We start from the raw sequence: 13,866 nt of genomic DNA, 5'->3' as shown, positions 1-13,866 counted from the left end.
AATATCGTCAACCCGGTCGCCCGGGCGGGGGACGGCGGCACATAATGCTCCCTCCGGTACGGCCCTCGCCCCGGGCGGGCCCTGCTCTGCCTGCGGGTCCGTCCGGTGTCGAGAGATGATGGAGGGCAGCGGCAGCACGGCACGACCAGTCCGTGCACGGAGCGCCACGGCTGTCGGTCTCGCAGACCGGCGGAAGGAGTGCCTGGATGGGTGCGACCGACGCGTTCCCGGAGAGTGCTGCCCAGGCCGGGGCAGGGGCCGGGCCGTCGCACCCCGGCGGGCTGCTGGACGTCCTGGGCGTGGCCGCCGTCATGCTGGACGCCAAGGGTCGGATCACGCTGTGGAGCCCGCAGGCGGAGGAACTCTTCGGATGGCGCGCCGAGGAGGCGCTCGGGCGGTCCGCCGCCCGGCTGCTGGTCCACCCCGAGCACGTGGAACTGGTCCTGCGGCTGTTCGCGGAGGTGATGTCCGGCGGGGAGAGCTGGGCCGGGGTCTTCCCCGTCCGGCACAAGGACGGCAGTACCCGGCTGGTCGAGTTCCGCAACATGCGGCTCCAGGACGAGCACGGCGCCTCCTACGCCCTGGGCATCGCCACCGACCAGGCCGTGCTGCGCGAGGTGGAGCGGGACCTGGCGCTGTCGGTGCGGCTGGTGGCCCAGTCGCCGATCGGGCTCGCGGTGCTCGACACCGACCTGCGGTTCGTCATGGTCAACCCGGCGCTGGAACGGATCAACGACCTGCCCGCCGAGCGGCACATCGGACGGCACGTGCGGGACGCGCTGTCCTTCCTGGACACCGACGCGATCGAGGAGCGGATGCGCGAGGTGCTGGCCACCGGCCGGCCGCTGCTGGACGATTTCTCCGTCGGCCCCACCGCCACCCACCCCGACGCCGACCAGGCGTGGTCGGTCTCGTACTACCGACTGGAGGACGCCAACGGGCGGGTGCTGGGCGTGGCGACCTCCGTCGTGGACGTCACCGACCAGCACCGGGCCGCGACCGAGGCCGCCCGCGCCCGCCGGCGCCTGGCGGTCATCGCGGACGCCTCGGCGACCGTCGGCACCACCCTCGACGTCGGCCAGACGGCCCGGGAGCTGGCCGACGTCATCGTGCCCGAGCTCGCCGACCTGGCCGCCGTGGACGTCCTCGACGCCGTCCTGGACGGCCGCCGTCCCGCCATGCGCGACCGCGGCGGGCCGGCCCGCTTCCGGGCGCTGGCGACCGCCGCGGCCGGCGAGACGCCCGCCATGGGGGCAGCCGACCCCACCGGGCAGCTGGCCGCCTACGAGACCGAGCGGCTGATCACCCGCTGCGTCACCGAGGCCCGGCCGGTGCTGGTCACCGAGGTGGGCCCGGCGGACCGTCGGCACATCGCCGCCGACCGACGGGGCGCCGAGCTGCTGCGGGAGGCCGGGCTGCACTCCTATCTGGCGGTGCCGCTGATCGCCCGCGGCGAGGTGCTGGGCGCGCTGTCGCTCTACCGCACGGACAATCCGGTCCCCTTCGACGAGGACGACGCGGTGCTCGCCGTCGAACTGGCCGCCCGGGCGGCGGTCTGCATCGACAACGCCCGCTCCTACCAGAGCGAGCGCCGCACCGCGCTCACCCTCCAGCGGCACCTGATGAACCACCGGCCGCCGAAGCCCACCACCATGGACATCGCCTACCGCTACCAGCCCGCCCAGGCGGCCAGCGAGGTGGGCGGCGACTGGTTCGACGTCATCCCGGTCGCCGAGGACAAGACCGCGCTGGTGGTCGGCGACGTCATGGGCAGCGGCATCAACGCGGCGGCCACCATGGGGCAGTTGCGCACCACCACCCGCGCGCTGGCCGACCTCGACCTCGCCCCCGCCGAGGTGCTGCACCACCTCGACCACATCGCCGGCGGCCTCGACCCGGCGTTCGCGACCTGCCTCTACGCCGTCCACGACCCGCAGCGGGAGGAGTGCCGGATCGCCGTCGCGGGACACCTGCCGCCCGTCGTGGTGCGCCCCGGCCGACCGCCGGAACTCCTGGACCTGCCCACCGGCGCCCCGCTCGGCGTCGGTGGCGTGCCCTTCGAGCAGACCACCGTGCCGCTGCGCGCCGGCGATCAACTGGTGCTCTACACCGACGGGCTGATCGAGACCCGCGACCAGCCCATCGACGCCCGCCTGGACCTGCTCCTCGGGCTGCTCGCCGAACCCGAGCGGCCGCTGGAGGAGCTCTGCGACCGCCTCCTGGGCGAACTGCGGCACGGCAACGACCACGACGACGTCGCGCTGCTGATCGCCCGCGTCCGGGGCCAAGACGGCTGAAACCCGCCCGTGGGGGCGCGCGGCGCGGAAAGTCGCCGGACCGCACCGCCGAAGAATCCGCAGCCCGCCAAAAAGCCCGCGGATTCCGCGCGGATGGGGCTACTGGAGCGTGGATAGCGGTGTTTGCTGCGACGAGAGCTACGGATTTCGTCGCCGAATGGGGTTAACGAACTCTTGACGGGAGTGACGTACGGAGGTTGTATTCCGGTCACCGCAGCGGCCCCCGCAGTGCATCTGGTGCGACCGCTCGCCGGCACGCCACCCGTGGCAGTGCCGCCCCTCCTGCCCTCCAGCACCGATGGGACCCGGATGACCGATATGCCCACCACGCCAGTTGCCACCGCCACCGCAGCGCCGGAGACCCGGCCCGCGACACCCGGCGGACAGTCCCCAACTCACCCGGTCGATCGGTGTGGTCGGCGGCACCCTGCTCACCCTGTCCTGCCTGACCCCGGCATCCTCGCTGTTCGTGATCGTGCCGGACTCGTTCGCCACCCTCGGCACCGGTACGGCGCTGACCATCGCGATCGCGGCGGTGCTGTGCGTCGGAGTGGCGTTCACCTACTCCGAGCTGGGCACCCTGATCCCCAGCTCCGGCGGCGAGTACGCCATGGTCGGCACCCTGATGGGCCGGCTGGCCGGCTGGCTGGTCTTCGTGCTCTCCCTGATCGTCGTCATGATCGTGCCCCCGATCATCGCGCTGGGCACCGCCGACTACCTCGCCCCGCTGGTGCACCTGGACAAGCAGATGACGGCCGCCGCGGTCATGCTGCTGGCCACCGCCATGGGCCTGCTCGACCTGCGCGCCAACGCCTGGATCACCGGCATCTTCCTCGTACTGGAAGTGGTGGCCGCCGCGGTCGTGGCGTTCCTCGGCTTCAGTCACACGCAGCGGTCCGCGTCCACCCTCATCCACCCCGTCATGGACGCCGGGCACGGCACCAGTACCGCGGTCACCGGCGGGCTGATCGTGGCCGGGCTCGCCACCGCGCTCTTCATTCTCCAGGGCTTCTCCACCGCGGTGTACCTGGCCGAGGAGATGGAGAACCCGCGGCGCAACGTCTCCCGCACCGTGCTGTGGACGCTCGCCATCGGCGCCGCCGTGGTCCTCGTCCCGGTCATCGCCATCACCCTCGGCGCCCCCGACCTCAAGACCCTCGGCGCCGGCGACCTCGCCGGAATGGTCCGGGGCTGGAGCAACTCCGCCGTCGGTACCTTCGTCAGCCTGTGCATCGCCCTGGCGATCATCAACGCGGCGATCGTGATGGTGATCCAGAACTCCCGGGTGGTCTTCTCCTCCGCCCGCGACGCCGCCTGGCCGACCCCGGTCAACCGGATCTTCTCGCACGTCGGCAAGCGCTTCGGGTCACCCTGGGCGGCCACCCTCGCGGTCGGCGTCCCCGGCGCCGCGCTGTGCTTCGTCACCCTCGACACCCTCAACGAGGTGACCGGTGTGGCGGTGGCCGGGATGTACGTCTTCGTCGCGCTGGGCGCGCTGGTCTCCCGCCGGGGCGAGCACAAGCACCGGCTGGCCTGGCGGATGCCGCTGTGGCCGGTGGTCCCCGCGCTGATCGTGATCGTCCTGGCGTGGGTGCTGTGCCAGCAGAGCGCCGAGAGCCTGCTGATCACCGGTGGGGTGGTCGCGGTGGCCGCCGTCTACTGGGCCGTCTACCTCCGCCCGCGACAGGACAGCCACTGGGTCATCTCGGTCCCGGAGGACGAAATGGCCGGAACCACGGAGCTGACGGAACCGGCCCGACCCTGACCCGTCCGACGGATCCCGGGCGCTGCCCCGGGTCCGTCGTCAAACGCCCCGTCCGCTCACCGGCCGTCCGGCCGGGACAGCGCGAGCGCGTCCAACAGCAGACACACGTGGTCGACGGCGTCCCGCCCGGCGGGGCCGTCGGCCACGTCCGTCGTGTCCAGCAACCCCGCGGTGGATCGCAGCAGCGCCAGCAGCCCCGCGCTCACCGGCGCCGCCGGCTCCGGGACGGCGAGGGCGGAACGGATCTGCTCGGCATCGAGCGGCAGCCCCGTCTCCAGGAAGCGGAACAGCGCGACGGCGGCCTTCCGGTCCGCGTCGTTCGGCTGCCACGCTCCGCGCGCATGGTGGTCGATGAGCACGGCCGCCTCGGCACGGATCTCCTCTGCTGCAACATGCATGCCCACGAACGTCTCATACGCGCCCGGCGGCCCCCGGAGCGGCCCCGGCCGTTCCCCGATCTCCCCCACGCCTCACCCAACTCCCGAGTAAACCCCGCTGACCAGGAACGTTGCGTGTGGCGCCGGGCCCGCCCGGCAGATTCGCGGCCGGTGCGCAACCGTCCCGCCCTGTGGGAAGAGTTACATGTACGCGGCCGGGGAGTGCACACCCGTAGCCGGGAAACATACCGACAGGTTTTACTGACGCTGCTGTGCCGCACGCTTTCCGGCGCCACTGCGCTGCGCAGTGCGCGGCTCGCCCACCGTATGCGGGAGGTGTAGAAAGAGGACATGGCCGGACGCTACGGCCGCCCGCGTTCGGTTCTGAGGATGCGAACTGTCGCTGGTCAGGTCTTTCTCCTGCAAGTGGCGATCGTGGTCTTGCTCGTCGCCGCCGCCATCGCGGCCCTGGTGCTGCAGTCCGGGACCGACTCGGAACGGGAGGCCCAAAACCGCTCGGTCGCCGTGGCCGAGACCTTCGCCAACTCCCCCGGCCTGGAGGAGGCGCTCAAGAGCCCCGACCCCACCGCCGTGCTCCAGCCACGGGCCGAGGCCGCCCGCAGGGGCTCGCAGGTCGACTTCCTCGTCGTCATGAGCACCCACGGCATCCGCTACACCCATCCGCTCCCCGACCGGATCGGCAAGAAGTTCGTCGGCACCATCGGGCCCGCGCTGGCCGGGAAGGTGGTCACCGAGAAGATCACCGGCACCATCGGCCCGCTCGTCCAGGCGGTGGTGCCCGTCATCGGTCATGACGGCAAGGTCGTCGGCCTGGTCTCCGCGGGCATCACCATCAGCAAGGTCAGCGGTGTCGTCGACGATCAGTTCCCGCTGCTGTTCGGCGTCGCGGCCGGCGTGCTGCTGCTGACCACCGGCGGCACCGCGCTGGTCAGCCGACGGCTGCGGCGGCAGACCCACGGGCTGGGGCCGGAAGAGATGACGCGGATGTACGAGCACCACGACGCGGTGCTGCACGCCGTCCGAGAAGGAGTGATCATCGTCCGCGGCGACGGGCGACTGGTGCTCGCCAACGACGAGGCCCGACGGCTGCTCGACCTCCCGCCCGACGTCGAGGGCCGCCAGGTCGCCGAGCTGGGGCTCGACCCGGCCACCGCGCTGCTGCTGGAGTCCGGCCGGATCGTCACCGACGAGGTGCACCCGGTCGGGGACCGGCTGCTCGCGGTCAACCAGCGCTCCACCGAACGCGCCGGCGGCCCGCCCGGCAGCGTCACCACCCTCCGCGACACCACCGAACTCCAGGCCGTGACCGGCCGCGCCGACATCGCCCGCGGCCGGCTGAAGCTGCTCTACGACGCCGGCGCCGAGATCGGCACCACCCTCGACGTGGTGCGCACCTGCGAGGAACTGGCCCTGTTCGGCGCCGAGCGGTTCAGCGACCTCGTCACCGTCGACCTGGCCGAGTCGGTGCTGAGCGGCGAGGAGCCCGCCACCGGGCCGGCCATCGAGATGCGCCGCACCGCCGTCGCCGGCGAGGTGCCCGACGGGTCGCTCTACCCGGTCGGCGAGCCGATGCGGTTCGCGCCCACCACCATGCTCGGCACCCGGCTGCCGGCCGGCGAACCGGTCCTGGAGGCCGACCTGGCCGCGTTCTCCGGCTGGCAGCGGCAGGACCCCGAGCGCGCCCGGCAGATCGTCGCGCACGGCATCCACTCGATGATCGCGGTGCCGCTGCGGGCCCGCGGGGTGATCCTCGGCGTGGTCCTCTTCTGGCGCTCGCACACCCCCGAGGCGTTCGACGACGAGGACCTCTCGCTGGCCGAGGAACTGGTCGCCCGCGCCGCGGTGAGCCTCGACAACGCCCGCCGCTACACCCGCGAGCACACCATGGCGGTCACCCTCCAGCGCAGCCTGCTGCCGCGCGCCCTGCCGGACCAGAACGCCGTCGAGGCCGCCTTCCGCTATCTGCCCGCGCAGGCCGGGATCGGCGGGCTGGGCGGCGTCGGCGGCGACTGGTTCGACATCATCCCGCTGCCCGGCACCCGGGTCGCGCTGGTCGTCGGCGACGTCGTCGGCCACGGTCTGCACGCCGCCGCCACGATGGGCCGGCTGCGCACCGCGGTCCACAACTTCGCCAACCTCGACGTCCCGCCCGACGAGCTGCTGTGGCACCTCGACGAGCTGGTCACCCGCATCGACCAGGACGAGGGCGCGGAGGGCACCGGCAACGGCCCCAAGGCCCCGGTCACCGGCGCCACCTGCCTCTACGCCATCTACGACCCGGTCACCGGCGCCTGCACCATGGCCCGCGCCGGGCACGTCCAGCCGCTGCTGCTGCGGCCGGACGGCAGCGCGGAGTTCGTCGAGGTGCCCGGCGGCCCGCCGCTCGGGCTCGGCGGGATGCCCTTCGACACCTGCCGGCTGGAGCTCCCCGAGGGCAGCCGCCTGGTCCTGTACACCGACGGGCTCGTCGAGGACCGCGCCCGCGACATCGACGAGGGCATGGCGCTGCTGCGCCGCACCCTCGGCGGCGACCCCGGGCGGACCCCGGAGGACACCTGTGAGGCGGCGCTCGACGCGCTGCTGCCGGACCACCCGGCCGACGACATCGCCCTGCTGGTCGCCCGCACCCGACGGCTGGCCGCGGCGCAGATCGCCGACTGGGAGGTCCCCGCCGACCCGTCCGCGGTCGCCCAGGTGCGCGCCGCGGCGGTCCGCAAACTGATCGAGTGGGGGCTGGCCGACGAGGCGTTCACCACCGAGCTGATCCTCAGCGAGCTCGTCACCAACGCCATCCGCTACGCCTCCGGCCCGATCCACGTCCGGCTGATCCGCGACTCCTCGCTGATCTGCGAGGTCGCCGACCACAGCAGCACCTCCCCGCACCTGCGGCACGCGGCCACCACCGACGAGGGCGGTCGCGGCCTCTTCCTGATCGCGCAGCTGGCCGAGCGGTGGGGCACCCGCTACACCGGCGACGGCAAGGTGATCTGGACCGAGCAGGCACTGGCCGACGCGGACCGGGACCCGCAGGCGCCGGGTGATCACGGCTACTGACCGGTCAACTCTCGACTGCTACCCTCCAGTTGCCCGAGACGCGCGGCGTGCGGCGGCCGGGGGAGCAGCCGCAACGGGGGAGGACGCAGTCACATGACGGGGACGAACGACGCTCCGCGGGTCCGCGACACGGCGGCCGGTGCCGCCGTCGAGTCCCCGGCGGTGATCCCGGCCAAGCGCTGGGTCTATGTCATCCCGGTGGCCGCGATCATGTACATGCTGGCCTACCTCGACCGCAACAACGTCTCCGTCGTCCTCCCGTACATGCACGGCGACCTGGACCTCTCCAACGCCGACAAGGGCCTGGCCGGCGGCATCTTCTTCCTCGGCTACGTCTTCCTGCAGATCCCGGCGGCGGTCCTGGCCCAGCGCTGGAGCGCCCGGAAGACCGTCCTGATCCTGATGGTCGCCTGGGGCCTGTCCGCGGTTCTGTCCGGCCTGGTGCAGTCCCGCACCCAGTTCTACGCCGCCCGGTTCGTGCTGGGCTTCTTCGAGGGCGGCGTCTGGCCGGCCGTCCTCATCCTGCTCGCCTCGTGGTTCCCGCTCCGGGAGCGGGCCCGCGCCAACGCGCTGTGGATGGCCTGTCTGCCGCTGTCGTCGGTGCTGATGGCGCCGCTGTCCGGCTGGATGCTCGACCACGCGGGCTGGCGCTGGGTGCTCGTCCTCCAGGGGCTGCCGCCGCTGGTGTGGGCGGTGGTCTGGTGGTTCGCCGTCGCCGACCGTCCCGCCCAGGCCCGCTGGATCTCCTCCGCGGAGGCCGACCACCTGGCCCGGACCATCGCCGCCGACGAGGCCACCAAGCCCGCGGCGGGCGGCGGCTCCTACCTCGGCGCGGTCCGGCAGCCGTCGGTCCTGGTCCTCATCGGGGTCTATTTCTTCTGGATCACCGGTTTCTACGGTTTCAGCCTCTGGCTGCCGGCCGTCATCAAGGAGCTCACCCACAACGGCTCCGCCACCGAGGTCGGGCTGCTGACCGCGGTCCCGTTCACCGTCGCGCTCGTGGCGATGATCGCCAACGCCGCCTGGTCGGACCGCACCGGCCGACGGTGGCAGGCGGTCGCCCTGCCCCTGGTCGTGGGCGTCGTCGCGCTGCTGCTCGGTCAGGCGGTGCACGGCGCGCTGCCGCGCATGCTGCTGCTGTGCGTCACGGCCGCCGCGGTCTACGCGCCCTACGGACCCTTCTGGGCGATCCCGGGCCAGCTGCTCCGCTTCGAGGTGGTGGCCGTGGCGATGGGGCTGATCAACGCGCTCGGCAACCTCGGCGGTTTCGCCGGTCCGTACCTGGTCGGCTGGCTCACCGATGCCACCGGGACCAGTCTGACCGGCTTCGCGGTGCTCGCCGGCTTCCTGGCGGTGGCCGTCATTCTGGTGACGCTCGGGCTGCGGCCCGTCCCCGCACCGCCCCGTGACCGTTCCGGGGACGCCCCGGCGCGGCCCGCCAACTCGGCGGCAAAGACGGAGAGTTGACGCGAGCGCGGCCCGGGGGTGAGGCGGTGGGGCCGCCGGCTCCGACCGGCGGGGTCCGCACGATTGGCGGTAAGTAGGGTTTTGGTCGCTTTCGTCAGGGTGATTCCTGAAAGGGCTGATATCACACTTCGAGCTTCCTGAGGAGCAGACATGCGTATCCGTGCCGCGATCGCTGCCAGCGCCCTGGCCGCCACCATCGTCCTCGGCGCAGCGGGCACCGCACTCGCCGGGGACGACGACTACCACGAGCGCAACTACGGCAGGGGCTGGTACAACGGCTACTCGTTCGACGCGGCCGTCGTCGACGGCAACCCGATCTTCCACGACGGTGCGCACCGGGGTCACTTCTCCCACGGCAAGGAGCGCTTCGACGGGGAGTGAGCGGGCGCCGGGCCTGCGGGCCGGGCGCCCCCGCGTCACCTCGTCGGACGCCGCCTCGCGCGGGTGCCGGCCGGGAAGCACCGCCTTCGGGCGTGCCCGGCCGGCACCCGCCGCGTTCGGTGCCGGGTCGCCCTCCGGTGCCGCTCAGGCGTCGCCGGAGGGGCGGTGCGGAGGGATCTCGGGGAGGGCGTGCAGCGTCAGCAGGCCGCGCACGAAACCCTCCCGGTCGGCGGCCGGGAGGCGGGTGAGCAGTTCTTCCTCGCCGCGCTGGATGTCCCCCTGGACGGCGTCCCGCAGGCGCCGCCCCTCGGGGGTGAGGGAGACCAGCCGGACCCGGCGGTCCCCGGGGTCGGGTCGGCGGTGGATAAGCCCGCGGGACTCCAGGTCGTCGAGGACCGGGATGATCCGGGTCCGGTCGGCCCGGATGGCGTCGGCCAGGGCGGCCTGGGTGCGGATCGGGGTGTCGTCGAGGCGCAGCAGCACGGAGTAGGCCCACATGGTCAGGCCGTGCGCGTCCAGGACCGGCCGCTCGGCGTCCACCAGGGCGCGGCACAGCGGGACCAGCATCGCGGCCAGGTCGGGGCGGGCCGTCGGCCGCCCTCCGGTCGGGGTGTCCCTGGGTGCTGCGTTCTCGGCCATGGACAGGAAAATACCCCTTGACAGATCATGTGCTCGCGCAGATCGTAGGCGCATGCATACGAACTTGGAACGGGACGCGGTGGACGGGGTGTTCGCGACGACCGGAGCACCGGACCTGGACCGCCTGCGCAGGCTCGACGCCCGCGCGGTGCGCGACAGCGTGGCACTGGTGAACCGGCTGGCTCCCGGGGATCTCGCCCGGCCGACGCCCTGCGCCGGCTGGGACCTGGCGGCGCTGCTCGGCCATCTGACGGCCCAGCACCGGGGGTTCGCGGCGGCGGCGCTGGGGCGCGGGCGGGACCTGGCGCACTGGACGGTCCGCCCGCTCGGCGACGACCTCGCGACGGCGGTGACGCGCTACCGCCACGCCGCCGAGGACGTCCTCGCGGCCTTCGCGACCGTGGACGACCCCGACCGCCCGTTCGCGCTCCCGGAATTCACCACCGAGCGGACCGTCCCCGCCGCCCGAGCCATGGGCTTCCACCTCATCGACTACGTCGTCCACAGTTGGGACCTCGCCCGCACGCTGGACCTGCCCTACGCGCCGGACCCCGAACTCCTCGACGCATCGCTGCCGATCGCCCGGGCCGTCCCCGACGGCCCGAACCGGCTCGCCGCCGGCAGCTCCTTCCGGCCCGGCCTGCCGGTGACCGAGGGTGCCGGGGAACTGGACCGGATCCTGGCGCTGCTGGGACGCGCGCCGGACTGGCGGGCGCCGGAGCACTGAGGGTCTGCGCGCGCGTGTCCGGAAATCGGCGAAGGCGCTCCGCATAAAGGGGAGTCGACAGGGGGTCCCGGTCAAGGGGCGGCAGATTTCGGCTTGTTCGGTTCGGGAGCGTTAACAAGAAGTTCATCAATCTGTTGAAGCGGATAGGGGAGGGTGGGCGCCGCGCGGGACCGGCGGACGCCTCCGGGGAGGGGAACGGCGCGAGGGAAGGAAGGCTGCGATGGGCAGGGCCACGGCCGTGAACGGGGTACTCGACGTACCCGTCATCGACATCTCCGCCTGGGCGGACGGCACCGCCGCCGACCGGGCCGGCATCGCGGGCGAGATCGACCGGGCCGCCCGCACCGTCGGATTCATGCAGATCAAGGGGCATGGGATCGCCGACGCCGCGGCGCACGCGTTCGCCGCGGCGCTGGACGGCTTCTTCGCCCTCCCGATGGACGAGAAGAAGGCGCTGCGCGCCCCGTCCCCGGACGTCAACCGCGGCTACACCCCGCCGCGCACCGAGAGGCTCAGCCTGAGCCTGGGCGTGCCGGCGGCGGCCGAGGACCTCTTCGAGGCGTTCAACGTCGGGGCGGAGGCCGCCGCCTACCCGGACCTGGCCCTGCCCGCGGCCCACTACCCGGCCAACATCTGGCCGGCGCTGCCGGGATTCCGGGAGGCGGTGGAGGAGTGGTGCGCCCAGGCCGGCGGGCTCGCCCGCCGGTTGACCGGGATCTTCGCGCACGCCCTGGGCCTGCCGGCGGACCACTTCGCACCGTTCACCGACCACTCCCTCGACGTGCTCCGGATGAACCACTACCTGCTCCCCGAGCGCGAAGTGGTCCTCGACCGCGACCAGATGGGCATGGGCGCCCACACCGACTACGGCATCGTCACCGTGCTGTGGGCCGACCGGGTCCCCGGGCTGCAGATCCTCGACACCGACGGGCGCTGGCACGACGTCCTGCCGGAGCCCGGCTGCCTCCTCGTCAACCTCGGTGACCTGCTGGCCCGTTGGACCAACGACCGGTGGCTGTCGACGCTGCACCGGGTGCTACCGCCGACCGACGCCACCGGGCGGGTGGTGCGCCGCCGCTCCGCCGCGTTCTTCCACGACGGCAACTGGGACGCCGAGATCAGCGCTCTGCCCGGCTGCGTCCCGGCGGGTACCGAGCCGCTGTACCCGCCCACGACCGTCGGCCGGCACCTCGCCGAGAAACTGGGCGGCTCGCGGGCCGGGAAGCCCAACGCCAACTCGCCCCGCGAGGCCGCCCGACTGCGCGTCGCCAAGGGTGACTGACCGTCACCACCGCCCGCGGGCCGCCCGCGCCGACGGGGAACGGCACCCCACCGCCGGCCGGACGGTGGGCCTCGGCGGCAGCTCCTCGACCGCGGCGCTGGTGGTCGCCCTGGTGCTGCACCTGGCGTTCCAGCACGGGCGGCGCCGGGCCGAGGGGGCGTCAGCTGCGGCCTGACGGAGCGTCAATCAAGGCCCTGCATCCGCCGGGCGGCCCGGGTGTGTTCCCGCAACTTCTCCTCCAGAGCGGGAAGTTGCGGCTCCCCGTCGGCCAGGAGGACCCGGCCGCCGACGACCGTGGCCCAGGCCCGGGACGGGGCGCAGCGCAGCCATGCCTCGACCGGGTCGGTGAGCGCCCCGGCCAGCGCCACCTCGGGGGTGTCCCAGACCACCAGGTCGCCGCAGGCGCCCGGGCGCAGATGCCCCAGCTCGTCCGCCCGGCCCAGGCAGCGGGCCGAGCCGCGGGTGGCGAGGTCCAGCGCGTCCCGGGCGGTCATCGCCGTCGGGCCGCCGCGGTACCGGCCCAGCAGCAGGGCGCTCCGGGTCTCCAGCCACAGCGAGGCGTGGTCGGTCGAGGCGGAGCCGTCGCAGCCGATGCCGACCGCCATCCCGAGCCGGCGCATCTCCCGGACCGCCGCGGTGCCGCCCGCGATCAGCATGTTGGAGCTGGGGCAGTGCGCCACCCCGACGCCGGCGGCGGCGAGTGCGGCGAGCTCGGCCTCGTCGGGGTGGATGCAGTGCGCGACCCAGGTGCGGTCGGTCATCCAGCCGACGGACTCGAAGTACTCGACGGGACGGCAGCCGTAGGTCGCCAGACAGTACGCGTCCTCGTCCGGGTCCTCGGCGAGGTGGGTGTGCAGCCGGACGTCGAGCCGCTCGGCCAACTCGGCGGTGGCGGTCATCAGTTCCGTGGTGACCGAGAACGGTGAGCAGGGCGCGAGCGCGACCCGGATCAGCGCGCCGGGTGCCGGGTCGTGGTAGGCGCTGACCAGGCGTTCGCTGTCCGCCAGCACCTCCTCGGCGGTCTGGGTGACCGAGCGGGGCGGCAGGCCGCCGTCCTCGGTCGACCGGGTCATCGAGCCGCGGGTGGCGTGGAAGCGGAAGCCGAGGTCCTCGGCGGTGCGGACCTGGGCGTCGATCAGGCGGGGCCGCGGATGGACGTAGTGGTGGTCCATCGAGGTGGTGCAGCCGCCCATGAGCAGTTCCGCGATGCCGACGTAGGTGGCGAGGTGGACGGCCTCCTCGTCGAGGGTGGCCCACCGGGGGTAGAGGGTGGTGAGCCAGGTGAAGAGGGTGCCGTTGACGGCGGGGGCGTAGGAGCGGGTGAGGTTCTGGTACAGGTGGTGGTGGGTGTTGATCAGGCCGGGGGTGACCAGGCGTCCGGTGGCGACGAGCGTCCGGGCGGCTCCCGTGGGTTCGGAGCCGGGGCGTCCGTAGGCCGCTACGCGGCCGTCCCGCAGCGCGATCCAGCCACCGGGGATCTCGGTGTCGGCGTCGACGACCAGCAGGCGGGCGTCGCGGACGAGCAGTTCGCAGCCGTCGGGCGGGGCGGTGTCGGCCGGGCGGGCGGTGGCGCGGGTGTCGGTCATGCGGGGACTCCTGTGGTGCGGCGTGCCGGGCTCCGGCACGGGGCTCGATGCATGCGCGCGGGCCCTGTACCGGTGTGGTGCGCGGCCACCGGATCGTCACCGCCGGGTCTGCCGGCGGACGGGCGGCCCTCCTTCCGGACGTCTCGCTCCTGTGGGTGTCCGGGCGTCCCCCGGGGGCGTCGCCGTGCCGCCGCCGACGCGCACGGACCGCCCAACTCGGCTGTTGCAAAGGGTTGTTGGAGCCCTGCCCGGGATCCGGCCGGTCAGTCC

11 protein-coding genes are annotated in these 13,866 nt (G+C 73.3%); 8 read left to right on the top strand and 3 right to left on the bottom strand.

Annotation, left to right across the window (positions count from 1 at the left end):
* Window positions 1-206: 206 nt before the first annotated feature.
* Window positions 207-2,297, top strand: coding sequence for a SpoIIE family protein phosphatase (locus tag MOV08_RS05025; protein ID WP_275306495.1), 2,091 nt, complete (start codon window positions 207-209; stop codon window positions 2,295-2,297).
* 412 nt (window positions 2,298-2,709) lie between these two features.
* Window positions 2,710-4,062 carry an APC family permease gene (locus MOV08_RS05020; protein ID WP_275306494.1) on the top strand — a complete coding sequence of 451 codons (1,353 nt, stop codon included), beginning with the start codon at window positions 2,710-2,712 and terminating at the stop codon, window positions 4,060-4,062.
* Between the two features lie 56 nt (window positions 4,063-4,118).
* Here the strand turns inward: MOV08_RS05020 and MOV08_RS05015 are convergent, their stop codons facing one another.
* Window positions 4,119-4,460 carry a hypothetical protein gene (locus MOV08_RS05015; RefSeq protein WP_039640182.1) on the bottom strand — a complete coding sequence of 114 codons (342 nt, stop codon included), beginning with the start codon at window positions 4,458-4,460 and terminating at the stop codon, window positions 4,119-4,121.
* Window positions 4,461-4,790: 330 nt separating this feature from the next.
* On the opposite strand from MOV08_RS05015, the gene MOV08_RS05010 reads away from it, so the two are divergent.
* The 3 genes from MOV08_RS05010 to MOV08_RS05000 all read left to right on the top strand — a co-directional run bounded on the left by MOV08_RS05010 (window position 4,791) and on the right by MOV08_RS05000 (window position 9,362).
* Window positions 4,791-7,514, top strand: a complete 2,724-nt coding sequence (locus MOV08_RS05010) for a SpoIIE family protein phosphatase/ATP-binding protein (protein WP_275306493.1) — start codon at window positions 4,791-4,793, stop codon at window positions 7,512-7,514.
* Between the two features lie 93 nt (window positions 7,515-7,607).
* Window positions 7,608-8,981, top strand: a complete 1,374-nt coding sequence (locus tag MOV08_RS05005) for an MFS transporter (RefSeq protein ID WP_275306492.1) — start codon at window positions 7,608-7,610, stop codon at window positions 8,979-8,981.
* Window positions 8,982-9,131: 150 nt separating this feature from the next.
* A complete protein-coding gene (locus tag MOV08_RS05000; protein WP_039629809.1) occupies window positions 9,132-9,362 on the top strand; it encodes a hypothetical protein in 231 nt (76 codons plus the stop codon).
* Between the two features lie 144 nt (window positions 9,363-9,506).
* Here the strand turns inward: MOV08_RS05000 and MOV08_RS04995 are convergent, their stop codons facing one another.
* The gene (locus MOV08_RS04995) at window positions 9,507-10,001 is read right to left on the bottom strand and encodes a MarR family winged helix-turn-helix transcriptional regulator (protein ID WP_052286524.1); all 495 of its coding nucleotides are present in this window, start codon (window positions 9,999-10,001) and stop codon (window positions 9,507-9,509) included.
* Between the two features lie 52 nt (window positions 10,002-10,053).
* Here MOV08_RS04995 and MOV08_RS04990 point away from each other — a divergent pair, with 52 nt between their 5' ends.
* The 3 genes from MOV08_RS04990 (at window position 10,054) to MOV08_RS04980 (ending at window position 12,185) form a co-directional block, all read left to right on the top strand.
* Window positions 10,054-10,728 carry a TIGR03086 family metal-binding protein gene (locus tag MOV08_RS04990; protein ID WP_275306491.1) on the top strand — a complete coding sequence of 225 codons (675 nt, stop codon included), beginning with the start codon at window positions 10,054-10,056 and terminating at the stop codon, window positions 10,726-10,728.
* A 220-nt stretch (window positions 10,729-10,948) separates the two neighbouring features.
* Window positions 10,949-12,010, top strand: coding sequence for an isopenicillin N synthase family dioxygenase (locus MOV08_RS04985; RefSeq protein WP_275306490.1), 1,062 nt, complete (start codon window positions 10,949-10,951; stop codon window positions 12,008-12,010).
* On the top strand, window positions 12,003-12,185 hold the full coding sequence (locus MOV08_RS04980; RefSeq protein ID WP_275306489.1) for a hypothetical protein: 183 nt from the start codon (window positions 12,003-12,005) through the stop codon (window positions 12,183-12,185). The genes MOV08_RS04985 and MOV08_RS04980 overlap by 8 nt, the downstream gene beginning before the upstream one ends.
* A 7-nt stretch (window positions 12,186-12,192) precedes the next feature.
* Here the strand turns inward: MOV08_RS04980 and MOV08_RS04975 are convergent, their stop codons facing one another.
* Complete coding sequence (locus MOV08_RS04975; RefSeq protein WP_275306488.1) at window positions 12,193-13,596, bottom strand: 8-oxoguanine deaminase; 1,404 nt, start codon at window positions 13,594-13,596, stop codon at window positions 12,193-12,195.
* Window positions 13,597-13,866: the final 270 nt, after the last annotated feature.

This window comes from Streptomyces yunnanensis (assembly GCF_029011865.1).
Lineage (GTDB): Bacteria > Actinomycetota > Actinomycetes > Streptomycetales > Streptomycetaceae > Streptomyces > Streptomyces yunnanensis.
The sequence above is the reverse complement of the archived record's forward strand: the minus strand, read 5'-3'. Positions and strand labels throughout refer to the sequence as shown.